General features: G+C 69.1%; 12 protein-coding genes. 3 read left to right on the top strand and 9 right to left on the bottom strand.

Annotation, left to right across the window (positions count from 1 at the left end; all coding sequences use genetic code 11):
* Nucleotides 1-8 precede the first annotated feature (8 nt).
* The 4 genes from Q5064_RS01765 to serC all read right to left on the bottom strand — a co-directional run bounded on the left by Q5064_RS01765 (nucleotide 9) and on the right by serC (nucleotide 5,164).
* On the bottom strand, nucleotides 9-587 hold the full coding sequence (locus Q5064_RS01765; RefSeq protein WP_302961757.1) for a helix-turn-helix domain-containing protein: 579 nt from the start codon (nucleotides 585-587) through the stop codon (nucleotides 9-11).
* A 132-nt stretch (nucleotides 588-719) separates the two neighbouring features.
* Nucleotides 720-2,240 (bottom strand): 2-isopropylmalate synthase, encoded by a 1,521-nt coding sequence (locus Q5064_RS01760; protein WP_302961755.1) that lies wholly within the window; start codon nucleotides 2,238-2,240, stop codon nucleotides 720-722.
* A 215-nt stretch (nucleotides 2,241-2,455) separates the two neighbouring features.
* Nucleotides 2,456-4,033, bottom strand: a complete 1,578-nt coding sequence (gene serA / locus Q5064_RS01755) for a phosphoglycerate dehydrogenase (RefSeq protein WP_302961753.1) — start codon at nucleotides 4,031-4,033, stop codon at nucleotides 2,456-2,458.
* 48 nt (nucleotides 4,034-4,081) lie between these two features.
* On the bottom strand, nucleotides 4,082-5,164 hold the full coding sequence (gene serC / locus Q5064_RS01750) for a 3-phosphoserine/phosphohydroxythreonine transaminase (RefSeq protein WP_302961752.1): 1,083 nt from the start codon (nucleotides 5,162-5,164) through the stop codon (nucleotides 4,082-4,084).
* A 414-nt stretch (nucleotides 5,165-5,578) separates the two neighbouring features.
* Here serC and Q5064_RS01745 point away from each other — a divergent pair, with 414 nt between their 5' ends.
* Both Q5064_RS01745 and Q5064_RS01740 read left to right on the top strand, forming a co-directional pair.
* A complete protein-coding gene (locus Q5064_RS01745; RefSeq protein ID WP_302961749.1) occupies nucleotides 5,579-5,833 on the top strand; it encodes a glutathione S-transferase N-terminal domain-containing protein in 255 nt (84 codons plus the stop codon).
* Between the two features lie 95 nt (nucleotides 5,834-5,928).
* Complete coding sequence (locus Q5064_RS01740; RefSeq protein WP_302961746.1) at nucleotides 5,929-6,705, top strand: dimethylarginine dimethylaminohydrolase family protein; 777 nt, start codon at nucleotides 5,929-5,931, stop codon at nucleotides 6,703-6,705.
* A gap of 254 nt (nucleotides 6,706-6,959) precedes the next feature.
* On the opposite strand, the gene Q5064_RS01735 is transcribed toward Q5064_RS01740, so the two are convergent.
* The 3 genes from Q5064_RS01735 to Q5064_RS01725 all read right to left on the bottom strand — a co-directional run bounded on the left by Q5064_RS01735 (nucleotide 6,960) and on the right by Q5064_RS01725 (nucleotide 13,923).
* On the bottom strand, nucleotides 6,960-7,265 hold the full coding sequence (locus Q5064_RS01735; protein ID WP_302961744.1) for a hypothetical protein: 306 nt from the start codon (nucleotides 7,263-7,265) through the stop codon (nucleotides 6,960-6,962).
* 104 nt (nucleotides 7,266-7,369) lie between these two features.
* A complete protein-coding gene (locus Q5064_RS01730) occupies nucleotides 7,370-11,197 on the bottom strand; it encodes a UvrD-helicase domain-containing protein (protein ID WP_302961742.1) in 3,828 nt (1,275 codons plus the stop codon).
* Nucleotides 11,194-13,923 carry a PD-(D/E)XK nuclease family protein gene (locus tag Q5064_RS01725; RefSeq protein ID WP_302961741.1) on the bottom strand — a complete coding sequence of 910 codons (2,730 nt, stop codon included), beginning with the start codon at nucleotides 13,921-13,923 and terminating at the stop codon, nucleotides 11,194-11,196. Before Q5064_RS01725 ends, Q5064_RS01730 begins: the two co-directional genes overlap by 4 nt.
* A 252-nt stretch (nucleotides 13,924-14,175) precedes the next feature.
* Between Q5064_RS01725 and Q5064_RS01720 the strand changes: the two genes are divergently transcribed.
* Entirely contained in the window at nucleotides 14,176-14,493 is a 318-nt protein-coding gene (locus Q5064_RS01720; protein ID WP_302961738.1) for a hypothetical protein, read from the top strand.
* A gap of 81 nt (nucleotides 14,494-14,574) precedes the next feature.
* Here the strand turns inward: Q5064_RS01720 and Q5064_RS01715 are convergent, their stop codons facing one another.
* A complete protein-coding gene (locus Q5064_RS01715; protein WP_302961737.1) occupies nucleotides 14,575-15,525 on the bottom strand; it encodes a tetratricopeptide repeat protein in 951 nt (316 codons plus the stop codon).
* Nucleotides 15,518-15,844, bottom strand: coding sequence for an HIRAN domain-containing protein (locus Q5064_RS01710; RefSeq protein WP_302961735.1), 327 nt, complete (start codon nucleotides 15,842-15,844; stop codon nucleotides 15,518-15,520). The genes Q5064_RS01715 and Q5064_RS01710 overlap by 8 nt, the downstream gene beginning before the upstream one ends.
* Nucleotides 15,845-15,861 lie beyond the last annotated feature (17 nt).

Genomic DNA, 15,861 nt, shown 5'->3' with positions numbered 1-15,861 from the left:
CGCGCCTCCTAAAAGGGGGTATATACACAGGCGAGGAACTTCGCGTTCTGGCCGTTGTGGGCACGCACCTGGTGGGGCACGATGGAGTCGTAGTAGATGGACTCGCCCGGCCCGAGCACGTAGGTCTCGCTGCCGTACTCGATCTCTATCTCGCCCTCCATGCCGAACAGCCACTCCTCGCCCTCGTGGGAGTCCAGCTTGTGCGTGGCCTCGCCGGTGGGCGTCACCGTGATGATGAAGGGATCCATATGGCGCGAGGGACGGCCCGCTGCCAGGCTGAAGTAGGCCAGATCGCCGGCGTCCTTCGCCGTCTGCAGCGACTTCACGCGCTCCACCTCGGCCATGGCCTCGGCCGAGATATAGGCGGGGCCGAAGTCCTCGTCGTCGTCCATGAGCGTGCCGAGGCGCACTCCCAAAGCGCGCGTGAGCTTGATGAGAGGCGCGAGCGATGCGGGCACCTCGCCGCCTTCCAGCTGCTCGATGACCGTAACATCGCATCCACAGCGATCGGCCAGGTCCTGGGCCGTGAGGTGATGCGCCTCGCGCAGGGTCGTGATCTTGCGGCCGAGCTTGTTGTCCTCTGCCATAGCCTCTCCTTCTCCTTCGGGTATCGGCGTATCATACACGAAAACACCTGGGAAAAGAAGAAGCCGGCGGACGGGCCGCCGGCTTCGCGCAAGCAGGATGATGCGCCGTGCGGCGCGCGGGCAGAGCGTGCCCTAGCGCTTCTCGGACAGAAGGCGGTTGAGCGCGTTCAGGTAGGCCTTGGCCGAGCTGACGATGATGTCCCCGTCGGCGCCGCGGCCCACGTACACCTCGCCGCCGGCGGCCTTCACGCGCACCGTCACCTCGCCGAGCGCGTCGATGCCGCGGGTCACGGCCGTCACCGCGAACTCGGACAGGTCGTTGTCCACCTGCACGATCTGGTCGATGGCCTTGTACACCGCATCGATCGGGCCGGTGCCCCAATCGCACACGGTGCGCTCGTCGCCCTCGGGCCCGCGCAGGGTGACCGTGGCCGTGGGCTTCAGCGGGAAGCCGCAGCTCACCTGCACGCCCTCCAAGCTGTAGAGGGCGGCCATCTCGCGGTCGCTCTCGTTGACGAGCGCCTCCAGGTCCTCGTCGTAGACTTCCTTCTTCTTGTCGGCCACGTCCAGGAAGGCCGTGTAGATGCGGTCGAGCTCCTCGCCCTCGAACTCGTAGCCGAGCTCCTCCAGGCGGTGCTTCAGGGCCGCGTGCCCGCTGCGAGCCGTCAGCACGATCTGGCTGGCGCCCACGCCCACCTCGGCCGGGTCGATGATCTCGTAGGTGTCGCGCTTTTTCAGCACGCCGTCCTGGTGGATGCCCGAGGAGTGCGCGAAGGCGTTGGCGCCCACAATAGCCTTGTTGGCCTGCACGTTCATGCCGGTGATGGAGCTCACCAGACGGCTCGCCTTGATGAACTCGCGGGTGTTGATGTCGGTGTGGGCATCAAGTTCCTCGCCGTGCATGCGCATGGCCATGACCACTTCCTCCATGGCCGTATTGCCCGCACGCTCGCCGAGGCCGTTGATGGTGCACTCGATCTGGGTGGCGCCGTTGCGCACGCCCGCGAGCGACAGCGCCGTGGCCATGCCCAGATCGTTGTGGCAGTGCACCGACACGGTGACGTCCTCGATGCCCTTCACGTTGTCCATGAGGTACTTGATGCGCGCGCCGAAGTCCTCCGGCAGCGAGTAGCCCGTGGTGTCGGGAATGTTCACCACCGTGGCACCGGCGGCGATGACCGCCTCGATGACGCGCGCGAGGAAGGCGAAGTCCGACCGGCCCGCGTCCTCGGCGTAGAACTGCACGTCGTCGACGAACTTCTTCGCGTAGCTCACGCACTTCACGGCGCGCTCCACGCACTCGTCCTCGGTGATGCGCAGCTTGTCGCGCATGTGCGAGGGCGACACGCCGATGCCGGTGTGGATACGGGGGCGCTTGGCGTAACGCAGCGCGTCGGCAGCCGAGTCGATGTCCTTCTCAACGGCGCGGGTGAGCGCGCACACCGTGGCGGCGTCGCCTGCCAGCTCGGCGATGCGGCGCACGCTCTCGAAATCGCCGGGGCTCGAAATGGGGAAGCCCGCCTCGATGACGTCGACGTTCAGGCGAAGGAGCTCACGCGCGATGACCAGCTTCTCCTCGGTGTTCATGGAAGCGCCCGGCGACTGCTCGCCGTCGCGCAAGGTGGTGTCGAAGATGTCGATCTTGCGTGTCATGCCGTTCCTTCTTTCTTTCCGTGGCCCCGCGTCGCGCGGCGCGGGCAAAACTGACCGAGAGCATCATAGCAAAACGAGCGGCGCCACCTCGTGATGGCGCCGCTAAAAGCAGTTAAAACTTCCGATAGCCTATCATCGGCACGCCCGATGGCGCCCGAACCCGCATCCGGCACGGCTCGGGCGAGAGAGCGGCCGCGCGGCCGCCAGGCTCTCCCCTACAGCGCGATCTTCCACAGGTTGCGCAGATCGATGGCGTCCCGCAGGCGGCCGAGCACCGCCTCGTCCACATCGCCCTCCACGTTCATGTACACGAGCGCGCAGGACTCCGCGGGCTTGGTGCCGATCTGCATGGTGGTGATGTTGGCCCCAGCCTCGCCCAAGATGGTGCCGATGGTGCCGATGCGGCCCGGCGCGTCCACGTACTCGAAGATGAGCGAGGTGGTGCCGGGGGCCATGTCGATCTTGTAGTCGAGCAGCGAGATGATGCGCGGAGTGTGCTCGGTGCCGAACAGGGTGGCGGCCACCTCCACCTCGTCGGCCACGATGCGCACCGAGCTCGCGTACTCCTGGGCGTCGAGCACCGAGGCCGTGGTGACGGAGATGCCGTGGCGCGAGGCCACCGACTCGGCGTTGGCCGCCGAGAACGCGCCGAGGCGGCGGTAGGACAGGCCTCCGTCCAGCACGGCGGCCAGAAGCGGGGCCGGATCGGCGTCGGCGATGGCGCCGGCCAGCTCCAGCTTGAGGTTTTTCGGCGTGTGCCCGAGCAGCTGGCTGGCCATGGAACCGAGCATCTTGCAGGCGTGGATATAGGGCCCCACGATATCGAAGGCCTCGGGCGGCAGCGGCGAGAGGTTCACCGCCGTGGCCACCATGCCGCCCTCCAGGCCCGCGGCCACGTACTCGGCGATCTGGGTGGAGGCGCGGCGTTGGGCCTCGTGGGTCATGGGCGACAGGTGCGGCGTGAGGATGGCGCGCTCAAACTCGTGCAGCGGCGAGGAGGTGCAGGGCTCGCACTCGAAGGAGTCGATGGCCACGCCCGCCACCTTGCCCGCCGCCACGAAGTCGGCCAAAGCCTCCATGTTGAAGATGCCACCGCGGGCCGCGTTCACGAGCACCACGCCGTCTTTCATGGCGGCGAACTCGTCGGCGCCGAACATGCCCAGGGTATTCACCGTGCGCGGGAGATGCACGGTGATGAAGTCGGCTTGGGCGAGCACGGGGGCCATGTCCTCGTAGAGGGTCACGCCCAGATGCAGCGCCCGCTCCGGCGAGCAGTAGGGGTCGTGCCCGATGAGGTTCATGCCGAAGGCGGCGGCGCGCTCGGCCACCAGCCCGCCCACGCGCCCCAAGCCGAAGATGGCGAGCGTCTTGCCGTACAGCTCACTGCCCATGAAATCGCCGCGACGCCACTGGCCGGCGTGCATGGAGGCGCTCGCCTCGGGAATACGGCGCGCGGCGGCCAGCAGGAGCGCCATGGTGTGCTCGGCGGCGCTGATGACGTTGGAGGTGGGCGCGTTGCACACCACAACACCGCGCTCGGAGGCGGCCTCCACGTCGATGTTGTCCACGGTCACGCCCGCGCGGCCCACGATCTTCAGGTTCTCGGCCGCGTCGAGCAGGGCGGCGTCCACCACCGTGTTCGGGTGCACGATGAGCCCGTCGTAGGGCGCGATGGCACCTGCGAGCTCGTCGGCCGAGGGGTCGATGAGCACGTCCACCTCGTAGCCCCGCTCGATGAGCGCGTCGATGCCCTCCTGCACCAAGTCTTCCGTGACCAGAATCTTCTTCGCCATGGCGCGTCCTTTCGCCTTTCGCCCTGCCGCTTCCCTGCGGGTCTTCCCCTATGCGTTGTTCTTCTCGAACTCGGCCATGAAGGCCACGAGCGCCTCCACGCCGGCCTTCGGCATGGCATTGTAGATGCTCGCACGCATGCCGCCCACCGAGCGGTGGCCCTTGATGGACTCGATGCCATGGCTCTTCGCCTCGGCCACGAACAGCGCGTCCAGCTCGTCGGAGCCGGTGACGAAGGGCACGTTCATAAGCGAGCGATCCTCCTTGCGGGCCGTGCCGCGGAAGAGCTTGCTCTGGTCCAGGTAATCGTACAGGAGCGCCGCCTTCTCGCGGTTGCGCTCGGCCATGACGGAAAGGCCGCCCATCTCCTTCAACCACTTGAACACGAGCCCGCAGATGTAGATGCCGTAGGCCGGCGGCGTGTTGGAGAGCGACTTGGCCTTCACCTGGGTGGTGTAGCGCATGATGGACGGCGTGAAGGGCAGCACGTCCTCGCGCACCAGGTCGTCGCGCACGATGACGATGGTCACGCCGGCCGGGCCGATGTTCTTCTGGGCGCCGCCGTAGATGAGGCCGAACTTCGACACGTCCATGGGCTCGGAGAGGAACATCGAGCTCACGTCGGTCACGAGCGGAATGTCGCCGGTGTCGGGCAGCGCGGGATAGGTGGTGCCGTAGATGGTCTCGTTCTGGCAGATGTACACGTAGTCGGCCTGGGGGTCGAACTCAAGGCCCGCCACATCGGGCACGTAGGAGAAGTTCTCGTCCTCGGAGCTTGCCACGCAGCGCGCCTCGCCGTAGAGCTGGGCCTCCTTGAAGGCCTTCTTCGACCAGGAGCCCGACACGATGTAGTCGGCCTTCTTGTTCTGCATGAGGTTCATGGGAATGGCCGCGAACTGCTGGGTGGCGCCGCCCTGCAGGAAGAGCACCTGGTAGTTGTCGGGAATGGCCAGAAGCTCGCGCAGGTCGGCCTCGGCGGTCTCGATAATCTCGGCGAAGGGCTTGGAGCGATGGCTCATCTCCATGACGGACATGCCGCAGCCGTTGTAGTCGAGCATCTCGGCGGCCGCTTGGCGCAGCACCTCCTCGGGCAGCACGGCGGGACCGGCGGAAAAGTTGTAGACGCGAGCCATGGGCGGTTCTCCTTCGTCATAAGCCCGAAGCGACCTTTGCGGGCGTGGCCGCGGGCTTTCCTGAGCTAACGGGGCCATTGTACCCCCAACCATGAGCACGCTGCCCCACGTAAGCGCCGAGCGGTTCGTTCGCAGCGAGCCAGCAGGCAGCCCCCGTCCAGACGGCCGCCCCATCGTTCCCCGGGATTCCCGTCAGCAAATCGAGCCATTCTGAATTTTTGGCCAAAAGAACCCTCGAGTGCGCTCGCCGAAGAGTCAAAAAAGGCATAAACCCGCGGGTTACGCTTTCCCAAACGCTTTCATTCGCCCGATTTGCCGCGAAACGGCGCGATTACAATCCGAATCGGCCGCTCTCGAGCGCACTCGAGGGTCTTTTTGGCCAAAAATACGAAACGACTCATGAAAGGAGCGATCATGTACCTCGACAACATGGTGCTGTACTACAAGCCCACCTGCCCGTTCTGCCAGAAGGTGCTGGCCTTCATGGAGGAAGAGGACATCGCGCTACCCATGCGCAACACGCTCGAGCCCGGCGTGAAGGACGACCTTATCCGCCTCGCCGGCAAGGGCCAGGTGCCGTGCCTGGTGGTGGATGGCGAGCCCATGTTCGAGTCCGACGACATCATCCGCTTTCTGGGCGACCTCATCATCGAACGCGAAGAAGGCTAAAAAGTAAGGAAGATTCTCCCCCGCTGACTCCTTGTTAGGGATACACTGTCTTACACACGCACGGAGGCGTGTTCCGCGAAGACAAGGAGTCAGCTATGACCAAGTTCACCAACGTCATCGTCCGCAAGCCGGGCCGGTCGCTGTGCGACGGCATCACGAGCGCCCCGGAGCTGGGCCAGCCCATCTACGAGCGCGCCGTGGAGGAGCACGACGACTACATCGCCGCTCTGAAGCAGTGCGGCGTGGAAGTGACCGAGCTGCCGGCGCTGGAGGCCTACCCGGACTCCTGCTTCGTGGAGGATCCCGCGGTCATCACCCGCTGCGGCGCCATCATCACCAACCCCGGTGCCGCCAGCCGCAACGGCGAGAAGGACGAGATCGAGCCGACCATCCGCCAGTTCTTCGACGACGAGCACGTGGCGCACATCGTGGCCCCGGGCACGCTGGACGGCGGCGATGTGATGATGGTGGGCGACCACTTCTTCGTGGGCCGCTCGGCCCGCACCAACGAGGAGGGCATCCGCCAGTTCATCGAGATCCTCGAGGGCTGGGGGCTTTCCGGCTCCGAGGTGCCGCTCGAGGAGGTGCTGCACCTGAAGACCGGCGTGAACTACCTGGAGGACGGCAACATGCTCGTGTCCGGCGAGTTCATCGACAAGCCCGACTTCGCCGAGTACAACAAGGTGATCGTCCCCGAGGACGAGGCCTACGGCGCCAACTGCATCTGGGTGAACGGCACCGTCATCGTGCCCGAGGGCTACCCCACGGTGCTGAAAGCCGTGCAAGATCTCGGCTACAAGACGCTCGTGGTGGACACCTCCGAGTACCGCAAGGTCGACGGCGGCCTGTCCTGCCTGAGCCTGCGCTTCTAAGCGCGGCCACAACCTCAAGTGCACGAAGGAGCCCTACGGGGCTCCTTCTGTTTCAGTTCGCAGTTCCCCGCCAGTGGGAGACACGGGGTATTGTGATTCGCTCAGACAGTCTTCGCTTTGCGGAAATGTCCACGGGGCGTTCCCGGTCGCTGCGGAACTCGCTCGGTCAGAACACCCCGCGCCTCTTCTACACCCAGCCGCAGCCTCGGAAGGGGACGCCCCATCCGGGCAGCGAGGATCGAGTGTTCCCGAGGCTACTCCACGGTGCCGTAGACTTGGCCCCAGGCATGTCCCGCGATGGCGGAGTTCAGCTGGGTGCACAGGCGGGCGCGGGTGTAGTCGCCGGGCGGCAGCAGGGTGACAATGCGCAACAGCTCCTCGGGCAGGTCGGCCGCCTCGGCGGCTACCACCACGTCGAGCCGGCGCACCTTGGCGCCGATGGCCTCGGCGATGGTCGGGTCCATATCGCCGTACTGCGCGAACAGGGCGTCCACGATGTCTTGCAGCGCGCCGTAGTACTCGCTGCGCTCGCGGTTGGTTCCGGTATGCTCACGGGCCACGAGGGGCCTCCTTTTCTCGGAGAATGGAACACCGTACCCGGTAGGAAATGGGACACCTTACCGGGCAAGGCGTCCCAAGGGCGGGTCGGTGCGGGAGGACGGCCCTAGCCGGCCGCCTCCCTCTGCATGCTGATTATAAGCGCTTCCAGCGTGGGGAGGTCGGCCTCATCGAAATGATAGGGAACGATCTGCGGGTCGCGGGGGTTTTCGGCCGAGGGCCGCTCGATGCGCAGGAAGTGGGCGTCCACCGAGGTGTAGCCCGCGCGTATGAGGGCGTAGGCGTAGCAGCTGGCCTGCAGGCGGTGCTTGGCATCGAGCGCCTCATCGGTCTCGTCGTCGCGGCCGCCGGTCTTGTAGTCGATGAGGAAGGCGGCCCCATCGCCGTTATCGGCCAAACCGTCGATCTCGCCTTCCAGGAAGAAGCCCTCCGCCGCCTCGGCGACCGAGCCGTCGGCTGGGGCGGCAGGCACGCGCACGATGAAGGGCACCTCGGCGGCGCGGTACTCAAAGGAGGCGAAACGGGCGGCCTCGTCGCTTGCGAGCCAGCGGTCGAGCGCTGCGCGCAGGCGCGCCTGCTGGCCCTCCGACAAGCCCTCCTTCTGGATCTGAGCCGCCACAGCCGCCTCCCCCGGGACAAAGAGCGCGCCTTGCCTGCTGAGCTCGATGGCCTGCTGGGCGAGCCGGTGGAAGGCGGTGCCCAACGCCGTGGCGCTCTCGGGGGCGGCATCCGCAGCGGCCGCGGCGCCGTCTGCGCCTTCGGCGTCGGACGCTCCTGCGCCCTCGAGGGACAGCGCGTCGGCCGCAGACGCCCCGGAGGCGGTGACCCCCTCCTGATTCGCGAGAGCCCCACCCGCAACCTCAGCAACAGACACCGCACGGCCTTCCTCGTCCTCGGTCGCCGGCTCGTCGCTGTGGGCATGGGTTCCCGAGAGCGACGTGTAGGAGTACAGGTGCGCTCGGGCGAAGTTGAAGGGAAGCAGCGCGGGCGCGGCCAGCTCCTTGCGCACGGCGACGACAAAGGAGTCGTCGGAATCCTCGCCGCCAGCGCCGCCTTCGCCGAGGGCACCGGCGCAGGCGGCCTCTCCCCCGCCGCGGGCGTCGGGGGCGGCCGCATCGTTCGCGCCGTCCGCATCTGCCGAAGACCCCGCACCTTCCGCATCTTCCCCATCGCCGAGCAGGCGGAACACCACCCGAGCCGGGGCGCTTCCACCGTAATCAAGCTCGCTTACCGCGCGCGCACCCTCGCTGCTCCAGGGCAGTGCGCCGTGAATATCCTCGAAGATGCCCGTATCTTCGTAGCCCTTGGCGGGGTCGCGCTTGAACACCATGGACACGAACAGCGAGCGGCTCGCGCGGGTGAGCGCCACGTACAGCAAGCGTCGCGCCTCGGCGAGCGCCTGGGCGCGCGCATAGGCCGCCAGGGCCCCGTAACGGCGCCCGCAGCTGAGTGCCCTCAACCGCTCGGGCGCCGCGGCCGCGTCCTCGAAGAGCGCGAGCAGCTCGTCATCGTCGTCGAGCCCGAGTTTCTTCGCCTGGCGGTCGTACTTCGCCGCCGCATCGGCCCACGGCCCCTCGGGCGAACGGCTCGCCGCCGCAAAGCTGAACGAGCCCACGTTTTCCACCACAAGGGGCCCGGCGCTCTCCCGGCCGTCCTTCAGATCAGCCACGGCCACATGGGGAAACTCCAAGCCCTTGGAGGCGTGCACGGTCATGATGCGCACGAAATCGCCCTCGGCGGCAGCGAGCGCGCCGGGCGCCTCCTTAGCGCAGGCCAGGTGCGCGTCGAAGGCGGCGGACAGCGAGGCGATGCCCTGGCTGGCCGCTTCCATGTCGGCCACGAGCCGCAGGGACTTGGCGAAGTTCGCGCCCTGGGCCAGGCCGTCCACCCCCGCGCTCTGCAGGCGGTCGAGCAGCCCCGACCCCGCGAGAAGCCCGCGCAAGGCGCCAGTGGCATCACCGGCGTGGGCGCGGCGGCCGAAGGCGAGAAGCTGGCGCCGGGCCATGGCAAGGGCCGCTATGTCGTTCTCCGACAGCCCAAACGCGCGGGCCTCATCTTCCATGGACGGCGAGAGGAAGCCCGACGACAGGCGCCGGCGCCGAGGAGCGCCATCGTCGCCTGTCGAGGACGCCAGCGCCAGAAGCGCGTCGTCCGACACGGCGAACAGCGGCGAGGCGAGCACCTGGTAGAGCGCCTCATCGTCGGCGGCGTTCACAGCCCAGCGCAAAAGCGCCGACACGAGCGCCGGCTCGGGCAGGCGCGAGAACACCGAGCCGCCGGCGATCATGGAAGGAATACCGCGTGCCCGCAGCGCCGCGGCATAGCGGTGGGCGTGGGTCATCTTCCCCAGCAGGATAACCATCTCACCGGGACGCGCCCCGGCGGCCGCGAGCTCGGCGAAGTGGTCGGCCACCGCCTCGGCGCCCGCATCGCGCGCCCGGGAGGCGTCGAAGCCCCGCGCCGGGTAGTGCACCGCCGAGAGGGAGACGCGCGGGCGCACACCTCCATCGAAGAGCGCGTCAGGCTCGGCATTCACCGCGCCCTTTGCCTCCAGGCGCAGGAAGTCATCGCCGAACACCGTCGGCTGCGAGAAGACGCGCTCCACGAGCGCCAGCACGTCGCCGTGGCTGCGGAAGTTCCAGTCGAGCTGCACGAGGGCCTCTTTCCCGGCCCGCGCCTCCAAATCCGAGCGGTACTCGGTGAACACGTTCACATCGGCGCCGCGGAACCGGTAGATGGACTGCTGGGCATCGCCCACCGTGCACACGTTCGAGAACCCGGGCTGCGCGATGCGGCCGATAATGTCCACCTGCAGGCGATCGGTGTCCTGGAACTCGTCCACCATGATGATCCTGAAGCGCTCCCGCAGGCTCTCGGCGATGGAGGGATGCTCGGAAAGCGCGTCGGCGCAGCGCGTGAGCAAGTCGCCGTTGTCGAGACGCGAGGGGCCCTTAACGCGGGCGAACTCCTCCTCGATCTCGCGGGCGAGCATCGTCACCGCAGCCTGCCAGCGCACCGAAAGCCCCGCCCGCACCTCGCGTTCCAACTCCACCATGGCGGTCTGCCATGCCTCGAAGGCCGGCGCGTCGGCCTTGCCCACCGCGGCCCCCGTGGTGAGGGGAAAGCCATAGAAGACGGCGCCGAACCCGTCGGCGTCGAAGTCCGCGTCGGCGAAACCGCTGCTCGGCGCATCCGCGAGCCACGCCTCGGCGGCCTCTACGGCCGCCTCCAGCCGCTCGAGGAAGGCCACCTTGGTCTTCGACGGCTTCGCCCACGCCTCGGCGGCCGCGCGCATCTCGACAGCCGCCTCGCAGGCGCAGCGCACCACAAGCGAGGGCGAGACGGGCTCAGGCGCGTCGGCGAGCCCCTCGAAGCCGCGGGGCATGGCGTGCACGCGCTCGGCGATGGCCAGGGCGAAGTCCACCGCTCCCCTGTCGTTGAACGAGGAGCCCTGGAGCTTCTCACGGGCCAAGAGCTCGTGCACCGGCCCGGCGCCGGCCTCGCGCGCCCGGGCCACCACGCGCTCGGCGGCCTCGGCCAGAAGCTCGCCGGCCTCCACCTCGCCGATCACCTGGAAGGCCGGATCGAGCCCCACCTCCAGGGCGTGCTCGCGCAGGATGCGGGCGGCCATGCCGTGGATGGTGGACACCCAGGCGTCGTCCACCTTCAACGCCTCGGCCTCAAGCCCCTCGGTCAGGAGGAGCCCTTTGATGCGCCCCTTCAGCTCGGCCGCAGCTTTGGTGGTGAAGGTGATGGCCAGAAGCTCGTCCACCGATGAGAGGCCGGCGCCTCCCGCCTCGGGAGAAAGGGCGAAGGCCACTCGCTGGGTGAGGGTGAAGGTCTTGCCGGAGCCGGCGCCGGCCGACACCATGAGCGGCGCGTCGAGCGTCGTCACCACCGTTCGCTGGCCATCGGTGCAGCGTTCGAGATTCATGCGAGCCTCCTTTCGCAGCCCACGGCCGGGCAGTAGGAGCAGATGCCCGCAAAGCGCGGATCGGGGGCGATGTCCCCCGCGTACAGGTGACGCACCCGCTCGGCCACGAGCGCCTCCACGGCATCCAGGTAGGCGTCGAAGTTCATGGGCACCACCGAGGCGCGGCCCACGAAGGGATCTTCCCCGAAGACCGCCGCGTCGGCGGCGCCCGCCACCATATCCTTGTCGGCGCGGGCGCGGTAGGCCAGATACAGGGCGCCGGCGCAGTGCAGATGCGGAAGGGAGGGACGCAGCGCCTGGGCGTAGACGAGCCCCTGGATGCGCTTGGGCAAGGGAGGCGCCTCGGCATCATCGCCCATGGCGGCCGCGTACTCGGCACCTGCCGTGCCCTTGTAGTCCACGACGGCGAAGCGGCCGGAGGCCTCGTCCACGTCGATGCGGTCCACGCGGCCGTTCACGCGCACGCCGGCGTAGTCCACGCCGTCCTCGGCGGCTATGACGTGCTCGTGGGACCGCACCGCGAACGACGGCGCGAAGCGGGCCTGGCGGTGCAGGCTCTCGCGCAGCTGCGATCGCAGGCGCGCAAGCTCCAGCCCCTCGGCCTCAGTAAGCGCCACGAGCCGGCCGCTGCCCGGCTCGAGCCCGCTCTGCTCGGCGGCCACCGCGTCGAAGGTCGCCTCGAACAGCGGCTCCCATGTCGCGGCGGAAACGCCGTCAAGGCGCGCGATGCCGCACCGGGCCGCCTCGTCGTAAAAGCGCGCAAGCACGCTGTGGGCGAAGCTGCCCTTCTCCAGGGGGCCGAACTCCTCGTCGAGGGCGGACACTCCCACGCGTCGTTCCAAAAACCACGCGTAGGGACAGCCCACGTACAGTTCGAGCGCCGAGGGGGACAGCACGATGACGGCGCGCCCCTCCTCGTCGGCCGTGCGCAAGAAGCGCACCAGGTCGAGCCTGTCGAGGCGCCCACGGTGCACCGCTTGCAGGGACACGCGCTCCGCCACGGGCGCGAAGGCACCGCCGACCGAGGCCGGCAGATCGTCCTCGCCGAGACGACATGCGTCGCGCAGAAGGGGCACGGGAAGGCCGAAGGCGTCCTCATCGCACTCGTCCCACGCGGCCGCCTCGGCAACACGCCCCGCAGCCCGGGCAGCCGCGCGGGCCTCATCGGCAACCGCCTCGGCGAATTCCTTCAGGAAGAAGGCGGGATAGGCCTCCTCCCCCTCGGCCGTACGCTGGGCCACAACGAGGGCGAGGCGCCGCCGCGCGGCGGCCTTTCCGGCGCAGAAACGACGACGCTGCCGCTCCAGAGCGTCGGCCGATGCGGGAAGCCCCAGCTTCCGGGCCAGGCCGTCCAACGCCGTCCGCGTCTGGGCGGCGGGAAAGGCCGCATCGGTCGTATCGGCCAGAACCACCGCGTCGTAGCTTTCCGGCAGAAGCGACGTCAAGCGGTCGAGCTCGGCGAACTCCACGGACGCGCCGCGAGCGCCCCCGACGCGGGCGCTCACAGAGACCTTGCGGGAAGCGAGAAGGGCCCCGGCGTCTGCGAGCGGAATGCCGAGAGACCAGGCAGCCTCGGCAAGCTCGGCGATGGCGGCAGCGGCAGCTAGCTCCCGTGCGCGCTGGACAGGCGAAAGCCCCCGGGCCTCGCGCACTGCCTGCTCGAGCGCCCGGAGGTCGGCACCGACGGCAGCGCGGGCGGCAGCGGCATCGCTGACGGAGAAGGCGCGCTGCAGGCGTTCGAAGACGGCGAAGGCCGGGGAGGCCTCGCGCAGAAGCGCGGCAGCGGCCGGCCCGTCGGCAAGGCGGTCGCCGCGCAGCGTGCCGTTCAGGCGGCGCCCCGCCACGGCATCCATACCGGAGAGCGCGTTGTAGGCGAAATCGGTGGCCGCGGCGGCAGGGCGCGCCGCGGAGCCGAGGCGCCCTACGGCATCCCATGCCCGCCCGACGAGCGTCTCCCCCCACGGCGCAGCGCAGCGAAGGGAGCAGCCGATACCGTCGGCGGCCAGCGACGGCGCCAGCATATCGTAGAGCGAGCGAGCGTCGGGAGCGCACACGAGGGCCGTCTCAGCGCCCTCGTCCAGCGTCCGGCGCAGCTCGCCCAACACGAGCGCCGGCGTGGCCGCCGGGCCCGCGGCCAAAAGCACGGAGAGCGCCACTCCCGCAGGCAGGCCGCCGACGGCGAAGGGCTCGCCGCCCTCGTCGCCCCCGCACCCGCACTGGCCCAGCAGCGCCATCACGCCCGGCCCGGCATCTACCGGATCGACCGCCGTGACGGGGTGAAGGCGCACCTCGCCCGCGCGAGCCGCCTCCGCAAGCAGAAACGCCGCCTCCTCCGCCTCGACGAGGGAAACTTCCTCGAGGGCGGCGCGGTAGTCGGCGGAGGCCCGCAGCACGGCACGCTCCCGCTCGGTTAAGGCGGACTCGTCCCCGCAGCGTGCCAGAGCGCTGCCGTAGCGGGCGAAGAACCGCGCGAGCAGCTCCGCTGTTCCCGCCGAGGCCACAAGCGCGTCCCGGTGTCGCAGCGCGGCGCCCACGAGCAGCTCCCGCTGCGCGCGGCTCACAAGCGCGCGCCCGTCGCCCCACAGCTCCCACAGCTCTGCCACGAGCGTGGTCGGCGTCGCGCGCGCGGTGCCGAGCGACGCCGCCTCGCCAGCGGCCGCGGCGCGCTTGGCGGCCGCGTGAGCCTTCTCGATGGTCGTATAGAGCTCCGTGACGGATTCGCGCACGCCCTGTTCCTTCCTCGCAGGTATTTCGACCGATTATTGTACCCCAACTGCACGCCGCCTCCATGCTCCCCTCCTCCTGCGGACCGTACAGCCAACGTGAGGGTTTGGCAACGAGTCGCCCTCCGCGCGTTGACCCCGCGCGCCCTTTTCCGGGAAAAGCCTCGGGCCGCGCCTATCATGAAAGCCAGCCCGACCGCCGCGGTCCGCCGCATGTCGCCGGGCGCTACCGGCAAACACCTTAGGAGGCGCACCATGACCTATCAGGAACTCGTCGTCAAGCTCATCGAGATTCAGAAACACCTGATGCCCGACCTGGAGAAGCTCGAGCGCGAAGACCGCCTGTCCCACGATCTGAAGGTCGCCAAGGCCGAGATCATCGAGTGGGAGCACACCGTGGACGGCAAGGGCGGCCTGGAGGAGGCCCCCGAGATCTGGCCCGTGGAGAAGTTCGCCCGGGCGCTGCGCGAGCACTACGACGACTTCAACGACTTCATGCGCCGCAACGTCGCCGAGTACGAGACTTTGGCCGGCCAGCTGCCCGCCGCCTTCGACAACCCGCTCGGGCAGTAAGGCCGACGACACCCGATCGTGCGCCGATGCGCACGCCGCTCCCTCAAGGCCGCCGCTTCCCCGCGGCGGCCTTTTCCACGCTCAGTAGCAGCCGGCCAGCTCCTGGGCCATGCGGGCCACGCCCCGGCGGGCCTCCAGGCGCTCGCGCTTGAAGTGCCACTGCCCGGCATCGAAAGCCGCGCCGAGGGCCACGGCCGCCACGCGGTACCACGTGCGAGCGCGGCGGAAGCTCTGCTCGCAGCCGCGGCCGCACTCGAAGGCCCGGGCCAGGCGCAGGGCGGCATTGCCCGTCTGGGCGCGGTCCTCGTCGACGCGCCCGTTCTCCGCGTCGAAGGCCTGGCGGTACAGCGCGAGCGCCCGGGCCTCGTCGGCGGCGCACCCGCGCCCGGCCGCCACCAGCTCGCCGAGCCGCCAGGCGCACTCGCCGTGGCCGTGCAGAGCGCCGAAGGTGAAGTGCCGGTAGGCCCGCTCGTCCAGGGGCGTGTCGGCGGCGTGGAGCGCGCGGCATTCCAGCAGCCCGCGCCAGTACTCGCCCTCGCACAGGTCATCGGCGTAGATGATGCCGAGCCGGCAGTGGGCTCCCACGCTGCCCCGGGCCGCGGCGTGCAGAAGCAGGATCTCCGCCGCCCGGTAACAGTCGATGCGACGGCGGCGGCACTCCGGGCCCGCAAGCCCCAGCGCCTCGGCGAAGCACGCCTCGGCCAGCTCCATGGCCCGCCAACCGCCCCGATCGGGGCCAGCGGGATAGGATGCCGTGAACACCCGGCCGGGGCCGTCCTGGGCAGGCTCGCTCACCCAGATGCGCGGCAGGCGCTCGGCGGCCTCCGTGCCCTGCCGGTCGATGGCGAACACGCCCGCATCGGCCTGGCGACGACGCCAGCGAGGGCCGCGCAGCACCCGAGGCACGAAGCTCGTCTTCGCCCCGCCGTTGGCCCGGCGTACGCTGGGCGAGCCGAACACGGCGCGGGCCGTGCGCTGGCCGAGCGTGATGGCGCCGTCCCGGCGCTCCAAAACAGCGGCGGCGCTAGTCATTGAGATGCACCTCCATCACCAACCGGCACCACGAACCCACCTGCTCGCGGGCCGTCAGGCGCCCCTCCACCGACTTGCCGCCATCCAGAAGCCGGCCCACGAACTCGTTGCACTCGCAGGACACGTACCCGATGCGCCGGTCCTGTCCGTCGCGCACCTCCACGGCCCAGGGGTCGAAGCGGTTCGCCGCGTCGCGCACGAGCGAGAAGCGCTCGCCTTTCGCGTAGCCCTCGGCCATCTCGGCCACACCGGCCACGTGCCGCGTGCCTGCCACCGTCGTGTTCTCCACGACGCAGATCGATGATGCTGTGTTTGCCATGGCGTCCTCCGTTTCGT

Origin of the sequence: uncultured Adlercreutzia sp. (genome assembly GCF_958431955.1) — a bacterium.
In the GTDB taxonomy this organism is placed as follows: domain Bacteria; phylum Actinomycetota; class Coriobacteriia; order Coriobacteriales; family Eggerthellaceae; genus Adlercreutzia.
The sequence above is the reverse complement of the archived record's forward strand: the minus strand, read 5'-3'. Positions and strand labels throughout refer to the sequence as shown.

Coding starts and splice junctions, on each gene's coding strand:
- Q5064_RS01765 (WP_302961757.1), bottom strand. CDS start 587: ATGGCAGAGGACAACAAGCTCGGCCGCAAGATCACGACCCTGCGCGAG.
- Q5064_RS01760 (WP_302961755.1), bottom strand. CDS start 2,240: ATGACACGCAAGATCGACATCTTCGACACCACCTTGCGCGACGGCGAG.
- serA (WP_302961753.1), bottom strand. CDS start 4,033: ATGGCGAAGAAGATTCTGGTCACGGAAGACTTGGTGCAGGAGGGCATC.
- serC (WP_302961752.1), bottom strand. CDS start 5,164: ATGGCTCGCGTCTACAACTTTTCCGCCGGTCCCGCCGTGCTGCCCGAG.
- Q5064_RS01745 (WP_302961749.1), top strand. CDS start 5,579: ATGTACCTCGACAACATGGTGCTGTACTACAAGCCCACCTGCCCGTTC.
- Q5064_RS01740 (WP_302961746.1), top strand. CDS start 5,929: ATGACCAAGTTCACCAACGTCATCGTCCGCAAGCCGGGCCGGTCGCTG.
- Q5064_RS01730 (WP_302961742.1), bottom strand. CDS start 11,197: ATGAATCTCGAACGCTGCACCGATGGCCAGCGAACGGTGGTGACGACG.
- Q5064_RS01720 (WP_302961738.1), top strand. CDS start 14,176: ATGACCTATCAGGAACTCGTCGTCAAGCTCATCGAGATTCAGAAACAC.
- Q5064_RS01715 (WP_302961737.1), bottom strand. CDS start 15,525: ATGACTAGCGCCGCCGCTGTTTTGGAGCGCCGGGACGGCGCCATCACG.
- Q5064_RS01710 (WP_302961735.1), bottom strand. CDS start 15,844: ATGGCAAACACAGCATCATCGATCTGCGTCGTGGAGAACACGACGGTG.